The following is a 19,250-nucleotide window of genomic DNA, read 5'->3' on the forward strand; positions in this document are numbered from 1 at the left end:
GCAGAGATCCGATGTTAATCCCCTGGGGGCGCGCATGCATCAGACCGTCACGGACGTCGAGGTCCACGACATCCGCTTCCCCACGTCGCGGGAGCTGGACGGATCGGACGCGATGAACCCCGACCCCGACTACTCCGCCGCCTACGTGGTGCTGCGCACCGACGCTCCGGCCGGAGCATCCGGAGCATCCGGAGCGGCCGAAGCGGGCGGCGCCCGCCTCGAAGGGCACGGGTTCTGCTTCACCATCGGCCGTGGCAACGATGTCATGGCCGCCGCGATCACCGCCCTGGAGCCGTACCTCCTCGGCCGGCCCGTCCCGCGCACCGCCGCGGACCTCGGTCGGCTGTACCGCGAGCTGACGCACGACTCGCAACTGCGCTGGCTGGGACCGGAGAAGGGGGTCGCGCACATGGCGGCCGGAGCCGTCGTCAACGCCGCCTGGGACCTCGCCGCGAAGGCGGCCGGCCTGCCGGTGTGGCGGTTCCTCGCGACGATGACGCCCGAGGAGCTCGTCTCCCTGGTCGACTTCCGCTACCTCACCGACGCACTCACCCCCGAGGAGGCGCTGGCGATCCTGCGCGCCGCCGAGCCGGGCCGCGCCGAGCGGACCGAACGGCTGCTGGCCGAGGGCTACCCCGCGTACACCACCTCGCCCGGCTGGCTCGGGTACGACGACGAGAAGCTCGTGCGGCTCGCGAAGGAGGCCGTCGCCGACGGCTTCACCCAGATCAAGCTGAAGGTCGGCGGCGACCGGGACGACGACGTGCGGCGCCTCGGGCTCGCCCGCGCGGCGGTCGGCCCCGACGTCCGGATCGCCGTGGACGCCAACCAGCGCTGGGACGTGGCCGAGGCGCTGGAGTGGCTGAACGCCCTCGCCCCGTACGCCCCGCACTGGATCGAGGAGCCCACCAGCCCCGACGACGTCCTCGCGCACGCCGCCATCCGGGCCGGCCAGCCGGTCAAGGTCGCCACCGGCGAACACGCGGCGAACCGGGTGGTCTTCAAGCAGTTGCTCCAGGCCGGCGCCGTGGACTTCGTACAGATCGACGCCGCCCGGGTCGCCGGGGTCAACGAGAACCTCGCGATCCTCCTGCTCGCGGCCAAGTTCCAGGTGCCCGTCTGCCCCCACGCCGGCGGGGTCGGGCTCTGCGAACTGGTCCAGCACCTCGCCATGTTCGACTTCGTGGCCGTCTCCGGCACCTGGGAGGACCGGGTCGTCGAGTACGTCGACCACCTGCACGAGCACTTCGCCGATCCCGCCGTCGTGACGGGCGGCCGGTACGTCACCCCGCGCGGTCCGGGGTTCTCGGCCCGGATGCTCCCCGCGTCGATCGCCGCGCACCGCTACCCCCAGGGCCCCGTCTGGGCGGCCCGCCCCGTCCTCGAGGAGGCTTGCCGATGACCGGCACGAAGGATTTCGACGGACTGTCCGCCCTGGTGACCGGAGGCGCCTCCGGCATCGGCGCCGCCGTCGCCACCCTGCTGCTGGAGCGCGGCGCCCGGGTCGCGGTGCTCGACCGGGACACCGCCGGAGCGCCCGCGGGGACGTTCGCCGTACGGGCCGACGTCACCGACGACGCCCAGGTCCGCGTGGCCGTCGACCGTGCCGCCGCCGAACTCGGCGGGCTGCACACCCTCGTCAACAACGCCGGGATCGGCTCCATCGGCACGGTGGAGGAGAACCCCGACGACGAGTGGACCCGGGTGCTCGACGTCAACGTCCTCGGCATGGTCCGCACCGCGCGGCACGCCCTGCCCCATCTGCGCGCCGCCGCCGTCCAACGGCCCGGGGCCGTCTCGATCACCCAGACCTGCTCGATCGCGGCCACCGCCGGACTGCCGCGACGCGCCCTCTACGGCGCGAGCAAGGGGGCGGTCCTCTCCCTGACGCTCGCCATGGCCGCCGACCTCGTCCGGGAAGGTGTGCGCGTCAACTGCGTCAGCCCCGGCACCGCGGACACGCCGTGGATCGGCCGGCTGCTCGACCGGGCCGACGACCCCGAGGCGGAACGGGCCGCCCTCGACGCCCGGCAGCCGCTCGGCCGGCTGGTCTCGGCCGGCGAGGTCGCCGCCGCGATCACCTACCTCGCGAGTCCCGCCGCGGCCTCGGTCACCGGCACCGCCCTCGCGGTCGACGGCGGCATGCAGGGGCTGAGGCTGCGCCCCGCCGCGGAGTGAGGGGACACCGGACGCCGCAGCGGGTCCCGCGGCCGGACCGCGCTCAGAGCGTGGAGCGCAGCCACTGCTCCACGCTCGCCACGTGCACCGTCGCCCACGCCCGCGCCGCCTCCGGGTCCCGGTCGCGCAGCGCGGCGAGGATCGCCCGGTGCTCCTGGAGGGTGCGGCTGAGCGCGTCCTCCTGGGTCAGACCCCGCCAGACCCGCGCCCGGGTGGTCGGTCCGGAGAGTCCGTCCAGCAGCGAGCAGAGGACCGTGTTCCCCGACGCCTGGACGATCCCCCGGTGGAAGTCCAGGTCGGCGGCGACCAGTTCCTCCACCGAGGGCTCCTCGCCCAGCGCGTCCAGCTGCGCTGCGAGATCGTCCAGCTCCGCGTCGCCGATCCGCGAGGCGGCCATCGCGGTGGCCGCCGGCTCCAGGATGCGGCGGACGGCGAGGAACTCCAGCACCGTGTCGTCGCGGTGGAAGTCCACCACGAAGCTCAGTGCCTCCAGGAGGAGCTGCGGATCCAGGCTGGTGACGTAGGTGCCGTCGCCCTGACGCACGTCGAGGATGCGGATCAGCGACAGGGCGCGCACCGCCTCGCGCAGGGAGTTGCGGGAGAGCCCGAGGTCCGCGGCGAGTTCGCTCTCCTTGGGCAACCGGTCGCCGGGACGCAGCGCACCCGAGACGATCATGCCCTTGATCTTCTCGATCGCCTCGTCGGTGACAGCCATGACGGTCCTCCTGGGAACGGGATCAGACATCCGATGTCTCGTCCCATTATGCGGGTCCCGCCCCTGGTCGCCCGTCCCCGGCCCCCGCGCAGAGCTGGGATCACTCCCACAGGGTCGTCGGGGCCTCCCGGCGAACCACCGGAGCGATCTCCTCCGCGAACCGCTGCAGGGTCTCCCGCTGCTCGGAACGGCTCAGACCGAAGCCGTCCACGGTGATCGACTGCAGGTCGTGGCGGTACTCCGCGTGGTAACCGAGGATCTTGTCGATGATCTGCTGAGGACTGCCGATCAGCTGCGGTCCGTCCGCGACGGCGTCCTCGATCGTCCGGAACGGGGTGTTGTAGCCGGCCTTCCCTTCCAGGTGCGGCCTGAAGGTCTGCCGCACCCGCGCCTCGTACAGCTCCTTGTACCGCTCGACCGCCCCCTGCGAGCTGTCCGCGATCAGCAGCCCGCCGGAGCCGGCCGCCACCCGGGCGTCCGCCGGATCGTGCCCGTACGCCTCGAAACGCTCGCGGTAGTGGGCGATCAGCCGCGCGTAGGCGGCCTTCGGCTGGACGGCGTTGGCGGTGAAGAGCGGATCGCCGTGCTTGGCGGCCAGTTCGGTGGAGTGCAGGCTGGTCGCCGAGCCGTGCCAGACGCGCGGAGCTCCGTCGTAGGGACGCGGCACGGTGGTCGTGTTCTTCAGCGCCGGGCGGAACTCCCCCTCCCAGTCCACCCCCTCCTCGGTCCACAGCCTGCGCAGCAGCTCGTACTTCTCCCGCTGGAGGTCCCACTGCCGGTCCTCGTCGAGGCCGAAGAGGTCGAAGTGACCGGACTCCGCCCCCTTCCCGATGACCAGTTCGAGCCGCCCGCGGGCTATCTGGTCCAGGGTGGCGTACTCCTCGGCGACCCGGACCGGATCGAGGATCGCGACGACCGTGACGCCCGTCAGCAGCCGGACGGCCGTGGTCCGCGCGGCCACGGCGCCCAGCACCACGGCCGGGCTCGACGACAGGAAGGCGCCGGCGTGCCGTTCACCGACGGCGTACGCGTCGAAGCCGAGCCGCTCGGCGTCCGCGGCGGTGTCGATCACCTCGGCGAAACGGTCGGCGGGGGAGGCGAGTTCGCCGGTCAGCGGGTGCGGGGCATGCCCGATCAGGGAGAGCACGGAGAATTTCATGTCCTCCACTGTTCCCGCGTTCCGTTGCGGCGGTGTGGCGGCAGCATGGCACCGTCACGCCGCCGCACGGGCCCCCGCTCCCGCGCCGCTCAGCCGCGCCGCGCCAGCACCGCCTCGACCCCGGCCCGCACCTCGTCGGTGGCCAGCCCCCGGATCGTCAGAGTCGTCCGCCGCCGCAGCACGTCGTCCGCCGTCTCGGCCCACTCGTGGTCCCGCGCGTACACCACCTGCGCCCATATCTCCGGAGCGTCGGGGTGGATCCGCCGGCCGAGGGCGGGGTCCTCCTCGGCGAGCCGGGTGATCTCGAAGGCGAGCGAGCCGTAATGCGTGGCCAGGTGCCGCGCGGTGTCCTCCGCCAGCGAGGGGCCGGAGCCGGCGCCGTCCGCCAGCAGCCGGTGCGTCACCGCGTCGGGGCTCGCGATCCCGGGCAGCGGCAGCCGCTTCGGCAACCGGTCCATCGGCTCCATGGCGTCGGTCAGCGGATGCCCCGGCAGCGCGGCCAGCTTCTCCATCACCGTGCGGCCGATGTGGCGGAAGGTGGTCCACTTGCCGCCCGCCACCGACAGCATCCCGCCGCGCCCCTCGGTCACGACGGTCTCGCGCTTCGCCTTCGACGTGTCGCCCGGACCGCCCGGCAGCACCCGCAGACCGGCGAAGGAGTACGCGATCAGATCGCGCGACAACTGCTGGTCCCGGACGGAGTACGCCGCCTCGTCCAGGATCTGCGCGGTGTCCCGCTCGGTCACCGCCACGTCCCCGGGATCGCCCTCGTACACCTCGTCGGTGGTGCCGAGCAGCAGCATGTCCTCCCACGGCAGCGCGAAGGTGATCCGGTACTTGTCGATCGGCGTCGCCAGCGCGGCGCGCCAGGGGGCGGTGCGCCGCAGCACCAGGTGCGCGCCCTTCGAGAGCCGCACGGAAGGGCCGGCGCCCGGGTCCTCCATCGTCCGCAGCCGGTCCACCCACGGCCCGGTCGCGTTGAGCACGAGGCGGGCCTCCACCCCGAACTCCGTACCGTCGACACGGTCGGCGAGCTCGGCGCCGGTGACCCGTCCCCGGGTGAACCGGAGGCCGGTCACCGCCGCGTGGTTGAGCACGTCGGCTCCGGCCGCGACCGCTGCGCGCACGGTCATGAGGGCCATCCGCGCGTCGTTCATCTGGTCGTCGCCGTAGACCGCGACGGCCTTCAGCCCGTCCGTACGCAGCTCCGGCACGTCCCGGCGGGCCCGTTGCGGGCTGATCACGTGGCCGACGCCGTCGCCGAAGGCGGAGAGCGCCGAGTAGGCGAAGACCCCGGCGCCGAGCTTGGCCGCCCCGTGCGGACCGCCCTTGTAGACCGGCAGGTAGAAGGTGAGCGGGTTCGCGAGGTGCGGGGCGACCTGCCGGGAGACGGCCCGCCGCTCGAAGTGGTTCTCCGCCACCAGCTTCACCGCGCCGGTCTGCAGGTAACGCAGCCCTCCGTGCAGCAGCTTCGACGAGGCGGAGGAGGTGGCGCCGGCGAAGTCGCCGGCGTCCACCAGGGCCACCCGCAGCCCGGACTGCGCGGCGTGCCAGGCCGTGGAGATGCCCAGGATGCCGCCGCCGATCACCAGGAGGTCGTAGGTCGTGCGGGAGAGCCGCTCCCTGGTTTCGGCGCGGCTCGCGAGGGAGCCTGCGGCCGGGCGCGTCCCGGGGGCGGGGACGCTCTGCGGGATGGTCATGTGCTTACTCCTCGGTGGTGTCGTCGAGCCAGCCCATGGAGCGCTGCACCGCCTTGAGCCAGCTCTTGTATTCGCGGTCGCGGGTGGCCGCGTCCATGCGCGGGGTCCACTCGGCCGCCCGGCGCCAGTTGGCGCGCAGCGCGTCGGTGTCCGGCCAGAAGCCGACGGCGAGGCCGGCGGCGTAGGCGGCGCCGAGACAGGTGGTCTCCGCGACCATCGGGCGCACCACGGGCGCGTCCAGACAGTCGGAGAGCATCTGCATCAGCAGATTGTTGGAGGTCATGCCGCCGTCGACCTTGAGCGCGGTCAGTTCGACGCCCGAGTCCTTCGTCATGGCGTCGCTGATCTCGCGGGTCTGCCAGGCGGTCGCTTCGAGCACGGCGCGGGCGATGTGCGCCTTGGTGACGTACCGGGTGAGGCCGGCGATGACGCCCCGGGCGTCGGGGCGCCAGTACGGGGCGAAGAGGCCGGAGAAGGCGGGCACGAAGTACGCGCCGCCGTTGTCGTCCACCGAGGAGGCCAGGGTCTCGATCTCGGCGGCGGAGTTGATGAGTCCCATCTGGTCGCGCATCCACTGCACCAGCGAACCGGTGACCGCGATCGACCCCTCCAGCGCGTACACGGCCGGCTCGTCACCGATCCGGTAGCCCACGGTCGTCAGCAGCCCGTTGTACGAGTTGACCGGGGTGGAGCCGGTGTTGATGAGCATGAAGGTGCCGGTGCCGTACGTGGACTTGGCCTCGCCCTCCGCGAAACAGGTCTGGCCGAACAGCGCTGCCTGCTGGTCACCCAGCGCGGAGGCCACCGGCACGCCGGAGAGCACCCCTTCGGCGGCGAGGCCGTAGACCTCGGCGGAGGAGCGGATCTCCGGCAGGACGGCGGCCGGGATGTCCATGGACCGCAGGATGCGCTCGTCCCACGCGAGGTTGTGCAGGTTCATCAGCAGGGTGCGTGAGGCGTTGGTGACGTCGGTGACGTGGACACCGCCGTCGGTCCCGCCGGTGAGGTTCCAGATGACCCAGGAGTCCATCGTGCCGAAGAGGATGTCCCCGCGCTCGGCCCGTTCACGCAGCCCTTCGACGTTGTCGAGCAGCCAGCGGATCTTGGGCCCGGCGAAGTAGGAGGCGAGCGGCAGCCCGGTCTCGCGGCGGAAGCGGTCCTGGCCGACGTTGCGGCCCAGCTCCTTGCAGAGCGCGTCGGTGCGGGTGTCCTGCCAGACGAGGGCGTTGTGGACGGGCTCGCCGGTGTGCCGGTCCCACATCAGTGTGGTCTCGCGCTGGTTGGTGATGCCGATGGCCTTCACGTCGTCGGCCGTGACCCCGGCCTTGACGACCGCTCCGGCCACCACCTCGCGCACGTTCTCCCAGATCTCGGTGGCGTCGTGCTCGACCCAGCCGGGCTTCGGGAAGATCTGCTCGTGCTCCTTCTGCTCGACGGAGACGATCCGGCCGTCCTTGTCGAAGACGATGCAGCGGGTGGAGGTGGTGCCCTGGTCGATGGCGGCGATGAACGGGCCGGCGGTGTGTGCGTCGTTCACGGTGTGCTCCCCGGGTTCTGTCCGTGTGGTGGTGTGGGTGGCGGCGTCCGCAGGCGCCGGGTCCCGCCGCGTCGGGCGAGGGTGCCGCGCCGTACGCGTCAGGCGAAGGCGACGTTGTAGAGGAGGCCGGCGAGAGCGCCGCCGATGAGGGGTCCCACGACGGGTACCCACGCGTAACCCCAGTCGGAACCGCCCTTGTTCGGCAGCGGCAGCAGTGCGTGCACGATACGCGGGCCGAGGTCGCGGACGGGGTTGATCGCGTAGCCGGTCGGACCTCCGAGGGAGAGCCCGATGCCGACGACGACCAGTGAGGTGATGAGCGCGCCGAGCGTGCCGAGTCCGTTGCCGTCGTCGTTGAGCCCCTGGGTCAGGATGGCCAGCACCAGCACCACGGTGGCGATGACCTCCGTGACCACGTTCTGCACGGCGTTGCGGATCTCCGGACTGGTGCAGAAGACCCCGAGCACCGGCCCCGCGCCGGGGGCGGAGGTCTGGTCGACCATGCCCTCGGCGGGGTTCTTCGTGCCGACGATCTCCGGGTCGGTCAGGTGGGCCTGGAACTGCCCGTAGTACACGGCCCAGACCAGTACGGCTCCGACGGCCGCCCCGAGCAGCTGGGAGCCGAGGTAGAGCGGCACGTCGCTCCAGGGGGTACCGCCCTCGATCGCGAGGCCGAGGGTGACGGCCGGGTTGAGATGGGCGCCGGAGACACCGCCCGCCAGGTACGCGCCGGTGAGCACCGCGAAGCCCCAGCCGAAGGTGATGGCGAGCCAGCCCGCGTCCTTCGCCTTGGAGCGTTTGAGGGTGACGGCGGCACAGACGCCGCCGCCCAGCAGGATGAGCACGGCGGTACCGATGGTCTCGCCGATGAAGATGTCGGAGCTGGACACCGCGACTCCTTTGTCCTTCGTCCAGGGGAATGCGCACCGCCGGGTCCCTCCGGGGGTACACGCCCGGGATGACGCCTCTTCCGAAGAGAACACGCCATCCGTCAGGGGTTGACCGGACCTCGGCATTGCCACACCCTAACGCTTATTGTCGTGGCGTGTTCGGCATTGCCGACCGGTGAACGGCAGTGTTTCGCCCGGCGCGGTGTGCGTCAAGAGGGTGTGGCCCACGACTCGCGCGCCGTGCCGCACCCGGCTCACCGCCGGGCGCGCGCAAGCCCGCCCGGTCGTCGGGGACGCGGCCGGGCGGGTTCGGGCGCGGTCGGGCGCGGTCGGGCGGGTACCGGGTGCCCCGGGCCGGGTGCCCCCGCGGGGCGGGCCCACGCGCGGGGGCGGCGCGCGGGGCCCGCGCACCGCCGGGTCCGCCCCCGGGTCAGAAGCGGCCGGCCCCCAGGTCGCGGGAGACCGCCCGGGCGCAGTCGCGCACCGCCGCGATCAGCTCGGGGCGCAGCTCGCCCCCCGGGCACAACCGCTCCACCGCGCCGGTCACCGCCACGGCGCCGACCGGCATCCGGCGCCCGTCGTGGACGGGGGCCGCGACCGCCGCCACCCCCTCCCAGGTCTCCTCCGCGTCGGCGGCCCAGCCGCGCGCCCTGGTCAGCTCCAGCGTCTCCTCGAAGGCGTCCTCGGCGGTGACGGTGCGCGCGGTGAAGGAGCGCCGCTCGCCGTCCAGCGCCTCGCTGTGCGCCACCGGGTCGAACGCGGCGAGCACCTTGCCCAGCGCCGTGGAGTGCAACGGCTGCATCGCGCCGACCTCCAGCACCTGGCGGCTGTCGTCCGGCCGGAAGACGTGGTGCACGATCAGCACCCCGTGCTGGTGCAGGACGCCGAGGTGGACGCTCTCGCCGCTGGACCGGGCCAGGTCGTCGGTCCAGACGAGGGCCCGGGCGCGCAGCTCGTGCACGTCCAGGTAGCTGTTGCCCAGGCGCAGCAGCTCCGCGCCCAGCTGGTAGCGGCCGGAGGCGGGGTCCTGCTCGACGAAGCCCTCCAGCTGGAGGGTGCGCAGGATGCCGTGGGCCGTGCCCTTGGCCAGGTCCAGGGACGAGGCGATGTCGGACAGGCCGAGCCGGCGCTCGCCGCCCGCCAGCAGGCGCAGCATCGCCGCCGCCCGCTCCAGCGACTGGATGTTCTTGGCCATCGCGCCGTACTCCTCCACTCGGTCGACAATGCTGAACACTATCGGCCGATGTCGACCTCCGCACGGGGCATGGGTAGGTGTTCCGTCGCTTCACCGCCGCACCTTTTCCGCCACAGCATGCAGTCCGGTCGGTGGGACACCCTCACGGGGGTCGCCGGTACCGGGCTACGCTGGCCGGGTGCGCCTTCTTCCGGAAGTGCGCAAAGCCGACAGCCGTCGCATCCCTGGGAGATCATCCATGGCCTCGTTGCCGACCCCTTCCGCCAGCCCCAGCAGGGCCGACGCCCTCCGCGAAGCCCTCGCCACGCGTGTGGTCGTGGCCGACGGAGCCATGGGCACCATGCTCCAGGCCCAGGACCCCACGCTCGAAGACTTCCAGGACCTCGAAGGCTGCAACGAGATCCTCAACATCACCCGCCCCGACATCGTGCGCTCCGTGCACGAGGAGTACTTCGCGGTCGGCGTGGACTGTGTCGAAACCAATACCTTCGGGGCCAACTCCTCCGCCCTGGGCGAGTACGACATCCCCGAGCGCATCCACGAACTCTCCGAGTCCGGCGCGCGCATCGCCCGCGAGGTCGCCGACGAGTTCACCGCCTCCACCGGGCAGCAGCGCTGGGTGCTCGGCTCCATGGGCCCCGGCACCAAGCTGCCGACCCTCGGACACGCCCCGTACACCCAGCTCCGCGAGGGCTTCCAGCAGAACGCCGAAGGGCTGATCTCCGGTGGCGCGGACGCGCTCATCGTCGAGACGACCCAGGACCTCCTGCAGACCAAGGCCGCGATCCTGGGGGCCCGCCGGGCGCTGGAGGCGCTGGGAAGCGACCTCCCGCTGCTGGTCTCGCTGGCCTTCGAGACGACCGGCACCATGCTGCTCGGCTCGGAGATCGGTGCCGCGCTCACCGCGCTCGAACCGCTCGGCATCGACATGATCGGCCTGAACTGCTCCACCGGCCCCGCCGAGATGAGCGAGCACATGCGCTACCTCACCCGGCACTCGCGCATCCCGCTGCTCTGCATGCCCAACGCCGGACTGCCCGTCCTCACCAAGGACGGCGCGCACTTCCCGCTCGGCCCCGAGGGCCTCGCCGACGCCCAGGAGACCTTCGTCCAGGAGTACGGCCTCTCGCTGGTCGGCGGCTGTTGCGGTACGACCCCGGAGCACCTGCGCCAGGTCGTCGAACGCGTCCGCGGCACCGTGCCGCCCACCCGCGACCCGCGCCCCGAGCCGGGTGCTGCCTCGCTCTACCAGACCGTCCCCTTCCGCCAGGACACCTCGTACCTCGCCATCGGTGAGCGTACGAACGCCAACGGGTCGAAGAAGTTCCGCGAGGCCATGCTGGAGGCCCGCTGGGACGACTGCGTGGAGATGGCCCGCGACCAGATCCGCGAGGGCGCGCACCTGCTCGACCTCTGCGTCGACTACGTCGGGCGCGACGGGGTCGCCGACATGGCGGAGCTGGCCGGACGCTTCGCCACCGCCTCCACCCTCCCGATCGTGCTGGACTCCACCGAGGTGCCCGTCCTCCGGGCCGGCCTGGAGAAGCTCGGCGGCCGCGCCGTCCTCAACTCCGTCAACTACGAGGACGGAGACGGACCCGAGTCGCGTTTCGCCAAGGTCACCCGACTCGCCTCCGAGCACGGCGCCGCCCTGATCGCCCTCACCATCGACGAGGAGGGCCAGGCCCGCACCGTCGAGCACAAGGTCGCCATCGCCGAGCGCCTCATCGAGGACCTCACCGGCAACTGGGGCATCCACGAGTCCGACATCCTCATCGACACCCTGACCTTCACCATCTGCACCGGTCAGGAGGAGTCCCGCAAGGACGGCATCGCCACCATCGGCGCCATTCGCGAGCTGAAGAAGCGCCACCCCGACGTCCAGACCACGCTCGGCCTCTCCAACATCTCCTTCGGCCTCAACCCGGCCGCCCGGGTCGTGCTGAACTCCGTCTTCCTCGACGAGTGCGTCAAGGCCGGACTCGACTCCGCCATCGTGCACGCCTCGAAGATCCTGCCGATCGCGCGCCTGGAGGAGGAGCAGGTCAAGGTCGCGCTCGACCTGATCTACGACCGCCGTGCCGAAGGGTACGACCCGCTGCAGCGCCTCATGGAGCTGTTCGAGGGCGTCAACATGAAGTCGATGAAGGCCGGCAAGGCCGAGGAACTCCTCGCCCTGCCGCTCGACGAGCGCCTCCAGCGCCGCATCATCGACGGCGAGAAGAACGGCCTGGAAGCCGACCTCGACGAGGCACTGACGACCCGTCCGGCCCTCGACATCGTCAACGACACCCTCCTGCAGGGCATGAAGGTGGTCGGCGAGCTGTTCGGCTCCGGCCAGATGCAGCTGCCGTTCGTGCTCCAGTCCGCCGAGGTCATGAAGACCGCGGTCGCCCACCTGGAACCGCACATGGAGAAGTCCGACGCCGACGGCAAGGGCACCATCGTGCTCGCCACCGTCCGCGGTGACGTCCACGACATCGGCAAGAACCTCGTCGACATCATCCTCTCCAACAACGGCTTCAACGTCGTCAACATCGGCATCAAGCAGCCGGTCTCCGCGATCCTGGAGGCCGCCGAGGAGCACAACGCCGACGTCATCGGCATGTCCGGCCTGCTGGTGAAGTCCACCGTGATCATGAAGGAGAACCTGGAGGAGCTGAACCAGCGCAAGCTGGCCGCCCGCTATCCGGTGATCCTCGGCGGCGCCGCCCTCACCCGGGCCTACGTCGAGCAGGACCTCCACGAGATCTACGAGGGCGAGGTCCGCTACGCCCGCGACGCGTTCGAGGGCCTGCGGCTCATGGACGCCCTCATCGGGGTCAAGCGCGGCGTCCCCGGAGCCGTCCTCCCCGAGCTCAAGCAGCGCCGGGTGCCCAAGCGCGACACAGCCGTCCTGGAAGTCACCGAGCCGGAGACCGGCGTCCGCTCCGACGTCGCCACCGACAACCCGGTCCCCACCCCGCCGTTCTGGGGCACCCGCGTCGTCAAGGGCATCCAGCTCAAGGAGTACGCCTCCTGGCTCGACGAGGGCGCGCTCTTCAAGGGGCAGTGGGGCCTCAAGCAGGCCCGTGCCGGTGACGGACCCACCTACGAGGAGCTCGTGGAGACCGAGGGCCGCCCGCACCTGCGCGGCTGGCTCGACAAGCTCCAGACCGAGAACCTGCTGGAAGCCGCCGTGGTCTACGGCTACTTCCCCTGCGTCTCCAAGGGCGACGACCTGATCCTGTTCAACGAGGACGGCTCCGAGCGCACCCGCTTCACCTTCCCCCGCCAGCGCCGCGGCCGCCGCCTCTGCCTCGCCGACTTCTTCCGCCCGGAGGAGTCGGGCGAGAAGGACGTCGTCGGGCTGCAGGTCGTCACCGTGGGCTCCCGGATCGGCGCCGAGACCGCCAAGCTCTTCGAGGCCAACGCCTACCGCGACTACCTGGAGCTGCACGGGCTCTCCGTCCAGCTCGCCGAAGCCCTCGCCGAGTACTGGCACGCCCGGGTCCGATCCGAGCTGGGGTACTCCGCCGAGGACCCCGACCAGGTCGAGGACATGTTCGCGCTGAAGTACCGCGGCGCCCGCTTCTCCCTCGGGTACGGTGCCTGCCCCGACCTGGAGGACCGGGCGAAGATCGCCGACCTCCTCCGGCCCGAGCGCATCGGCGTCCACCTCTCCGAGGAGTTCCAGCTCCACCCGGAGCAGTCCACCGACGCGATCGTCATCCACCACCCCGAGGCGAAGTACTTCAACGCGCGCTGACGCACCGCACCGCCGTCCCGACGCCCTCCCGCCGGGAAAACGCCGCAACCCGTTCACGGCGCGAACGCCGGACTCGTCGTAGACTTGTCGGTCCAGTGCAGGCCGGTCGCCCTTCCCCGGAAGGGCGACCGGCCTTCTCGTCCCCACGGAAAGGTGTGCCCATGACCAGTACGGTCCCCGCGTCCCTGACCCGCACGGCCGGCGGCGCCGCCCTTCAGGCCGTCCTTCTCGACATGGACGGCACCCTGGTGGACACGGAGGGCTTCTGGTGGGACACCGAGGTCGAGGTGTTCGCCGACCTCGGCCACCGGCTCGACGAGTCCTGGCGGGAGGTGGTCGTCGGCGGTCCGATGACCCGCAGCGCCGGCTACCTCGTCGAGGCGACCGGGGCGGACATCGCGCTGGACGAGCTCACCGTCCTGCTCAACGACCGCTTCGAGAAGCGCATCGGCCGGGGCGTGCCCCTGATGCCCGGGGCCGCCCGGCTGCTCGCCGAGCTGGCCGCCCACTCCGTGCCGACCGCGCTCGTCTCGGCCTCGCACCGGCGGATCATCGACCGGGTGCTCGACTCGGTCGGCCACCACCACTTCGCGCTGACCATCGCCGGCGACGAGGTGGCACGCACCAAGCCGCACCCCGACCCCTACCTCGCCGCCGCCGCGGGATTCGGCGCCGAACCCGCCCGCTGCGTGGTCATCGAGGACACCGCCACCGGAGTCGCCGCCGCGGAGGCCGCCGGGTGCGTGGTCGTGGCCGTTCCCTCGGTGGCGCCGATCGCGCCGCTCGCCGGACGCACCGTCGTCGGCTCGCTGGAGGACGTCGACCTCGCCTTCCTCCGCCGTCTGGTGCACGCCCCGCGCTGAGCGGCCGGGGCCCGCCCGCTACTGCGCTCCCGGCCGGACCAGACCGCTCTCGTACGCGTACACCGCGGCCTGCACCCGGTCGCGCAGCTGGAGCTTGGTCAGCACGTGGCCGACATGGGTCTTGACCGTCGTCTCGCTGACGAAGAGGTCCGCCGCGATCTCCGCGTTCGACAGACCGCGCGCCACCAGCTTCAGGACCTCCAGCTCACGGTCGGTCAGCCGGTTCAGGGCGTCCGGCACCGGCTCCTCGCCCGAGGGGAGGTGATCGGCGTACTTGTCGAGCAGCCGGCGGGTGATGCTCGGGGCGAGCATCGCCTCACCCGCCGCCACCACCCGGATCGCCTGGATCAGCTCGTGGGCCGGGGCGTCCTTCAGCAGGAAGCCGCTGGCGCCGGCGCGCAGCGCCTCCACGACGTACTCGTCGAGATCGAAGGTCGTCAGCACCAGCACCTTCGCCGGGCCGTCGCGGTCCGGGCCGGTGATCTGGCGGGTCGCCTCCACCCCGTCCATCCGGGGCATCCGGATGTCCATCAGCACCACGTCCGGCTGGAGCGCGCGGACCTGGTCGATGGCCTGGATCCCGTCACCGGCCTCGCCGACCACCGCGAGATCGCCCTCCGCCTCCAGGATCATCCGGAAGCCGGTGCGCAGCAGTGGCTGATCGTCGACGAGCAGGACACGGATTGCCACGAATACTCCTCAGGAACCGTCCGGGGACGCGGGCCGACCGGCGTCGGCCGCCACCGGCCCCATTCTGCCCGCCCCATCCTCACGGGCTTCCGGCAGGATCACCGGGAGCGGATAGACCGGGGGAGTCCCGCCGAATTCGGGACAGAGGTCGCGGTGGTCGCACCAGCCGCAGAGCTTCGTCGGCCTCGGCCGCCACTCCCCGGTCTCCGTGGCCAGCCGGATCGCCTCCCAGAGCGCGTGCAGTTTCCGCTCCACCCGCTCCAGATCCGCGACGACCGGGTCGTACGTCACGACGTCACCGCTGCCGAGGTAGACCAGCTGGAGCCGGCGCGGCACCACGCCCTTGAGCCGCCAGACCACCAGCGCGTAGAACTTCATCTGGAAGAGCGCGCTCTCCGCGTACTCCGGACGCGGTGCCTTCCCCGTCTTGTAGTCGACGATCCGGACCTCGCCCGTCGGCGCGATGTCGACCCGGTCGATCACTCCGCGCAACCGCAGCCCCGACTCCAGCTCCGTCTCCACGAACATCTCGCGCTCGACCGGCTCCAGCCGGGTCGGGTCCTCCAGCGAGAACCACCGCTCCACCAGGCGCTCCGCCTCGCCCAGCCACCCGGCCAGCCGCTCACCCCCGACGTCCTCGGCGAAGAGCTCCGTCAGCTCGGGCTTCGACTCCAGCAACCGGTCCCACTGCCCGGGCACCAGCGCCCGCGCCTTCGGTGCCGTACGCTCCGCCGCCGGCGCGTCGAACAGGCGCTCCAGCACGGCATGCACCAGGGTGCCCCGGGTGGCCGCCTCGCTCGGCTTCTGGGGCAGTTTGTCGATGACCCGGAAGCGGTAGAGCAGAGGGCACTGCATGAAATCGTTCGCCCGCGACGGCGACAGTGAGGACGGCGGCGCGGGGGGCCGGGGTGCGGAGGTCATGCTCCCGACCCTACGACCCGCCACCGACAGCGAGCGGCATACCATCGACCGCAGAGCCTCGCGCACTGCATGATCGAGTCGGACGCCCCGGACGGAAGGACCCTGTGGACGAGAGCGACGAGAGCGGGCGCCCGCGGCCCGGTGGCGGGGGCAAGGACCCCGGCCCGGGGAAGCGGCGGCCGCGCCGCCCCGCCGGCCCCGGCGGCGGCCTCCTCATGGGCCGCCCCTTCGGCGTGCCGGTGTACGTGGCCCCCAGCTGGTTCGTCGTCGCGGCACTCATCACCTGGGTCTTCGGCGGACAGCTCGACCGCGTGCTGCCCGAGCTCGGCGCCGCCCGCTACCTGGTCGCCCTCTTCTTCGCCATCGCCTTCTACGCCTCCGTCCTGGTGCACGAACTCGCGCACACGGTCGTGGCCCTCCGCTACCGGCTCCCCGTGCGCCGCATCCAGCTCCAGTTCTTCGGCGGCGTCTCGGAGATCGAGAAGGAGACCGAGACCCCGGGGCGCGAGTTCGTCCTCGCCTTCGTGGGGCCCCTCCTCTCCCTCGTCCTGTCCGGAGTGTTCTATCTCTCCCTGCAGTTCGTGGAGGCCGGCACCGTCCCCGGCGTCCTGCTCGCCGGACTGATGATCTCCAACCTCATCGTCGCCGTCTTCAACCTGCTGCCCGGCCTGCCGCTCGACGGCGGCCGCATGCTGCGGGCCGTCGTCTGGAAGATCACCGGCAAGCCCATGAGCGGCACGGTCGTCGCCGCCTGGGTCGGCCGCGGCCTCGCCGTCACCGTGCTGGTCGGCCTGCCGCTCCTCACGCACACCGGCGACTCCGCCGGCGAGGTCGGCGGCATGGAGACGGTCACCGACGCCCTGCTGGCGGCCATCCTCGCCGGCATCATCTGGACCGGCGCCGGCAACAGCCTGCGCATGGCCCGCCTGCGCGAACACCTCCCCGACCTGCGCGCCCGCACCCTCACCCGCCGCGCGGTGCCCGTCGAGCCCGCCACCCCGCTCTCCGAAGCACTGCGCCGTGCCAACGAGGCGGGGGCCCGCGCCCTCGTCGTCGTCGACGCGGAGGGCGCCCCGAAGGGGGTCGTGCGGGAGGCCGCCATCGTCGGGGTCCCCGAGCACCGCCGCCCCTGGGTCGCCGTCGGAGGGCTCTCCCAGGACCTCACCGAGGGCATGCGCGTCCCCGCCGAGCTCGCCGGCGAGGAGTTGCTCGACCGGCTGCGCGCCACCCCCGCGACCGAGTACCTCGTCGTGGAGGAGAGCGGCGCGATCTACGGGGTCCTCTCCACCACCGACGTCGAACGCGCCTTCGTCGCGGCCATGGCGCGCCCCGGATCCTGACCCTCGCCTCCCCGCCGCGCACCGGCGGAAGGCGGCCCCGGAAACACCGGTAGGCTGGTCACATGTCTGAACCGACCGGTGCCGCCCGCCGACGTGGGCCCTTCAAGGTCGGGGACCAAGTACAGCTCACCGACCCCAAGGGACGCCACCACACCTTCACGCTCGAAGCCGGGAAGAACTTCCACACCCACAAGGGTTCTTTCTCGCACGACGAGCTGATCGGTGCTCCCGAGGGCAGTGTTGTCCGTACCACGGGAAACGTCGCCTACCTCGCGCTGCGCCCCCTGCTCCCCGACTACGTCCTCTCCATGCCCCGCGGTGCCGCCGTGGTCTACCCCAAGGACGCGGGCCAGATCCTGGCCTTCGCCGACATCTTCCCCGGTGCCCGCGTGGTCGAGGCCGGTGTCGGATCGGGCGCCCTCTCCACCTTCCTGCTGCGGGCCATCGGTGAGCAGGGCATGCTGCACTCCTACGAGCGCCGCGAGGACTTCGCCCAGATCGCCCAGGCGAACGTGGAGCGGTACTTCGGCAGCCCGCACCCGGCCTGGCAGCTCACCATCGGCGACCTCCAGGACAACCTCTCGGACACCGAGGTCGACCGGGTCGTCCTGGACATGCTCGCCCCGTGGGAGTGCCTGGAGGCCGTCTCCAAGGCGCTGGTGCCCGGCGGCATCGTCTGCGCCTACGTCGCCACCACCACCCAGCTCTCCCGGACGGTCGAGTCCCTGCGCGAGATCGGCTGCTTCGCCGAGCCGCAGCCCTGGGAGTCCATGATCCGCAACTGGCACGTCGAGGGTCTCGCCGTCCGTCCGGACCACCGGATGATCGGCCACACCGGCTTCCTGGTGACCGCCCGCCGCCTCGCCGACGGGGTCGAGCCCCCGATGCGCCGCCGTCGTCCCTCCAAGGGCGCCTACGGCGACGACTACGACGGCCCCGGCGGCCGGAGCACCACCGAGAACCGCGACTGACACCGCACGGGCCGACCGCCGCACCGGCCGGCCACCGCCGCGGGGATGCCACGCGAGCGACCGGCGCGCGGGTCCGCCCGCGCGGCACCGCACGACCGCGACCGGCCGTGGTGACCGACCACCACGACGACCGCGGTGACGCGTGAGGCGCCGCCGCCCCTGACGCCCGGACCGACCCGGGCGTCAGGGGCGGCGGCGCCTTTCGCACGGACCCCCGCGGGGCGGCCCCGGGACGGCGGACTCCGCTTCTTCCGCCCGGTCGCGCGCACCCCGCTGTTCCCTGTCCGTGTGAGGTGTGGCACGATGCTGGCCACCCCCTGCCGCCGATGCCCGGCCGGGTCGTTCCACATGCTCCCCGGAAACATCAGGAGACAGACCGCGTGCAGCCCTCCGTACTCCCGGACCTCGCGCACACCGACTCCAGGGCGATGCACTGGCTCGCCACCGCCGCTGCGGTGGCCGCGGCCGTCGCCGTCGCCGGCCTGCTGCAGCCCGGGCACGCGACCGCGACGGACTCCGCCGTGACCGCCGCCGCACCGGGCGGTGCCGCGGCCCCCCGGGTCACCGCGGGCGCTCCCGACCCGGCCGGGGTGGTCTTCCCCCTCGTCTGCGGGAACGTGGGCCAGAAGGTCGGCCGACAGGCGCGGGGCGACCTGGACGGAGACGGGAAGCCGGAGACCGTGGCGGTCGTCCACTGCGCGGCCGGATCGGGTACGCCGCCGGACGCCGTCTACGTCCTGACACACGGAAGCGGGGCCGCGCCCAGGGTCGTGGCGACCCTGGTGGACCCCGCGATGCGGATGACGGTCGGCGAACTCGCGGTCGAGGACGCGGTCGTCTCCGCGACCACCCTCGGCTACTCCTCGGACACGGTGCCCCGCTGCTGTCCCGACGAGCGCGAGGAGACCACCTGGCGGTGGCAGGGCGGCGCCTTCGTCCGGTCCGCGGCCCGCCCCGACGCCGGCGCCTGAACCCGGGTCCCCGAGGCGGCGACCGGGGCCCGGCGGTGTCCGACGCTACTCGGCGTCCGGCCCGTAGACCTCGACGCTGTCCGAGACCCGCCGCACGTGGATGCAGTCTCCGGGGCACTCCTTGGCCGAATCCACCACGTCCGTGAGGAGCGGCAGCGGTACCCGCGTGGTGGCCCCCGGCGCCTGGAGGAGCTCGTCGTCCGCGCTCTTCACGTAGGCCAGCCCGTCGATGTCCAGCTCGAACACCTCGGGCGCGTACTGGACGCAGATGCCGTCGCCCGTGCAGAGGTCCTGGTCGATCCAGACCTCCAGATCCTCGGTGTCGATCGCGCCCGGCGCGTCCTGCTGCACGGTCATGTGTCCTGCCGATCC

General features: G+C 72.2%; 16 protein-coding genes. 7 read left to right on the top strand and 9 right to left on the bottom strand.

Features of this window, described 5'->3' with window-relative positions:
• Nucleotides 1-34 precede the first annotated feature (34 nt).
• Both PZB77_RS25970 and PZB77_RS25975 read left to right on the top strand, forming a co-directional pair.
• Nucleotides 35-1,402: an enolase C-terminal domain-like protein gene (locus PZB77_RS25970; protein ID WP_275495045.1), complete on the top strand. Its 1,368-nt coding sequence runs from the start codon at nucleotides 35-37 to the stop codon at nucleotides 1,400-1,402.
• Nucleotides 1,399-2,178, top strand: a complete 780-nt coding sequence (locus PZB77_RS25975; RefSeq protein WP_275495046.1) for an SDR family oxidoreductase — start codon at nucleotides 1,399-1,401, stop codon at nucleotides 2,176-2,178. Before PZB77_RS25970 ends, PZB77_RS25975 begins: the two co-directional genes overlap by 4 nt.
• Nucleotides 2,179-2,221: 43 nt before the next feature.
• On the opposite strand, the gene PZB77_RS25980 is transcribed toward PZB77_RS25975, so the two are convergent.
• The 6 genes from PZB77_RS25980 to PZB77_RS26005 all read right to left on the bottom strand — a co-directional run bounded on the left by PZB77_RS25980 (nucleotide 2,222) and on the right by PZB77_RS26005 (nucleotide 9,374).
• Nucleotides 2,222-2,893 carry a FadR/GntR family transcriptional regulator gene (locus PZB77_RS25980; protein ID WP_275495047.1) on the bottom strand — a complete coding sequence of 224 codons (672 nt, stop codon included), beginning with the start codon at nucleotides 2,891-2,893 and terminating at the stop codon, nucleotides 2,222-2,224.
• Nucleotides 2,894-2,993: 100 nt separating this feature from the next.
• Nucleotides 2,994-4,052: an LLM class flavin-dependent oxidoreductase gene (locus PZB77_RS25985; protein ID WP_275495048.1), complete on the bottom strand. Its 1,059-nt coding sequence runs from the start codon at nucleotides 4,050-4,052 to the stop codon at nucleotides 2,994-2,996.
• An 89-nt stretch (nucleotides 4,053-4,141) separates the two neighbouring features.
• Nucleotides 4,142-5,752, bottom strand: coding sequence for a glycerol-3-phosphate dehydrogenase/oxidase (locus tag PZB77_RS25990; protein ID WP_275495049.1), 1,611 nt, complete (start codon nucleotides 5,750-5,752; stop codon nucleotides 4,142-4,144).
• Nucleotides 5,753-5,756: 4 nt separating this feature from the next.
• Nucleotides 5,757-7,289 (bottom strand): glycerol kinase GlpK, encoded by a 1,533-nt coding sequence (glpK, locus tag PZB77_RS25995; protein WP_275495050.1) that lies wholly within the window; start codon nucleotides 7,287-7,289, stop codon nucleotides 5,757-5,759.
• Nucleotides 7,290-7,387: 98 nt separating this feature from the next.
• Complete coding sequence (locus PZB77_RS26000; RefSeq protein WP_275495051.1) at nucleotides 7,388-8,179, bottom strand: MIP/aquaporin family protein; 792 nt, start codon at nucleotides 8,177-8,179, stop codon at nucleotides 7,388-7,390.
• Nucleotides 8,180-8,609: 430 nt separating this feature from the next.
• Entirely contained in the window at nucleotides 8,610-9,374 is a 765-nt protein-coding gene (locus tag PZB77_RS26005) for an IclR family transcriptional regulator (RefSeq protein WP_275495052.1), read from the bottom strand.
• A gap of 238 nt (nucleotides 9,375-9,612) precedes the next feature.
• On the opposite strand from PZB77_RS26005, the gene metH reads away from it, so the two are divergent.
• Together metH and PZB77_RS26015 are read left to right on the top strand one after the other, a co-directional pair.
• Nucleotides 9,613-13,122: a methionine synthase gene (gene metH / locus PZB77_RS26010; protein WP_275495053.1), complete on the top strand. Its 3,510-nt coding sequence runs from the start codon at nucleotides 9,613-9,615 to the stop codon at nucleotides 13,120-13,122.
• A gap of 161 nt (nucleotides 13,123-13,283) precedes the next feature.
• Nucleotides 13,284-13,985: an HAD family phosphatase gene (locus tag PZB77_RS26015; RefSeq protein ID WP_275495054.1), complete on the top strand. Its 702-nt coding sequence runs from the start codon at nucleotides 13,284-13,286 to the stop codon at nucleotides 13,983-13,985.
• A gap of 18 nt (nucleotides 13,986-14,003) precedes the next feature.
• Here PZB77_RS26015 and PZB77_RS26020 read toward each other — a convergent pair whose 3' ends face one another.
• Together PZB77_RS26020 and PZB77_RS26025 are read right to left on the bottom strand one after the other, a co-directional pair.
• Entirely contained in the window at nucleotides 14,004-14,675 is a 672-nt protein-coding gene (locus tag PZB77_RS26020) for a response regulator transcription factor (RefSeq protein ID WP_275495055.1), read from the bottom strand.
• Between the two features lie 9 nt (nucleotides 14,676-14,684).
• On the bottom strand, nucleotides 14,685-15,596 hold the full coding sequence (locus PZB77_RS26025) for a RecB family exonuclease (RefSeq protein WP_275495056.1): 912 nt from the start codon (nucleotides 15,594-15,596) through the stop codon (nucleotides 14,685-14,687).
• 104 nt (nucleotides 15,597-15,700) lie between these two features.
• Between PZB77_RS26025 and PZB77_RS26030 the strand changes: the two genes are divergently transcribed.
• The 3 genes from PZB77_RS26030 (at nucleotide 15,701) to PZB77_RS26040 (ending at nucleotide 18,878) form a co-directional block, all read left to right on the top strand.
• Entirely contained in the window at nucleotides 15,701-16,936 is a 1,236-nt protein-coding gene (locus PZB77_RS26030; protein WP_275495057.1) for a site-2 protease family protein, read from the top strand.
• A 62-nt stretch (nucleotides 16,937-16,998) separates the two neighbouring features.
• Nucleotides 16,999-17,907 carry a tRNA (adenine-N1)-methyltransferase gene (locus PZB77_RS26035; protein ID WP_275495058.1) on the top strand — a complete coding sequence of 303 codons (909 nt, stop codon included), beginning with the start codon at nucleotides 16,999-17,001 and terminating at the stop codon, nucleotides 17,905-17,907.
• Between the two features lie 380 nt (nucleotides 17,908-18,287).
• Nucleotides 18,288-18,878 carry a hypothetical protein gene (locus PZB77_RS26040; RefSeq protein WP_275495059.1) on the top strand — a complete coding sequence of 197 codons (591 nt, stop codon included), beginning with the start codon at nucleotides 18,288-18,290 and terminating at the stop codon, nucleotides 18,876-18,878.
• Nucleotides 18,879-18,923: 45 nt separating this feature from the next.
• Here PZB77_RS26040 and PZB77_RS26045 read toward each other — a convergent pair whose 3' ends face one another.
• Nucleotides 18,924-19,235: a ferredoxin gene (locus PZB77_RS26045; protein WP_275495060.1), complete on the bottom strand. Its 312-nt coding sequence runs from the start codon at nucleotides 19,233-19,235 to the stop codon at nucleotides 18,924-18,926.
• Nucleotides 19,236-19,250: the final 15 nt, after the last annotated feature.

The organism is Streptomyces sp. AM 2-1-1, from assembly GCF_029167645.1.
Taxonomy (GTDB): Bacteria; Actinomycetota; Actinomycetes; order Streptomycetales; family Streptomycetaceae; genus Streptomyces.

What these genes read in the sequence shown, in the direction of transcription:
- PZB77_RS25975 (WP_275495046.1), top strand. Translation starts at nt 1,399, where the DNA reads ATGACCGGCACGAAGGATTTCGACGGACTGTCCGCCCTGGTGACCGGA.
- PZB77_RS26005 (WP_275495052.1), bottom strand. Translation starts at nt 9,374, where the DNA reads ATGGCCAAGAACATCCAGTCGCTGGAGCGGGCGGCGGCGATGCTGCGC.
- metH (WP_275495053.1), top strand. Translation starts at nt 9,613, where the DNA reads ATGGCCTCGTTGCCGACCCCTTCCGCCAGCCCCAGCAGGGCCGACGCC.
- PZB77_RS25985 (WP_275495048.1), bottom strand. Translation starts at nt 4,052, where the DNA reads ATGAAATTCTCCGTGCTCTCCCTGATCGGGCATGCCCCGCACCCGCTG.
- PZB77_RS26035 (WP_275495058.1), top strand. Translation starts at nt 16,999, where the DNA reads ATGTCTGAACCGACCGGTGCCGCCCGCCGACGTGGGCCCTTCAAGGTC.
- PZB77_RS26045 (WP_275495060.1), bottom strand. Translation starts at nt 19,235, where the DNA reads ATGACCGTGCAGCAGGACGCGCCGGGCGCGATCGACACCGAGGATCTG.
- PZB77_RS25980 (WP_275495047.1), bottom strand. Translation starts at nt 2,893, where the DNA reads ATGGCTGTCACCGACGAGGCGATCGAGAAGATCAAGGGCATGATCGTC.
- PZB77_RS25970 (WP_275495045.1), top strand. Translation starts at nt 35, where the DNA reads ATGCATCAGACCGTCACGGACGTCGAGGTCCACGACATCCGCTTCCCC.
- PZB77_RS26015 (WP_275495054.1), top strand. Translation starts at nt 13,284, where the DNA reads ATGACCAGTACGGTCCCCGCGTCCCTGACCCGCACGGCCGGCGGCGCC.
- PZB77_RS25990 (WP_275495049.1), bottom strand. Translation starts at nt 5,752, where the DNA reads ATGACCATCCCGCAGAGCGTCCCCGCCCCCGGGACGCGCCCGGCCGCA.
- PZB77_RS26025 (WP_275495056.1), bottom strand. Translation starts at nt 15,596, where the DNA reads ATGACCTCCGCACCCCGGCCCCCCGCGCCGCCGTCCTCACTGTCGCCG.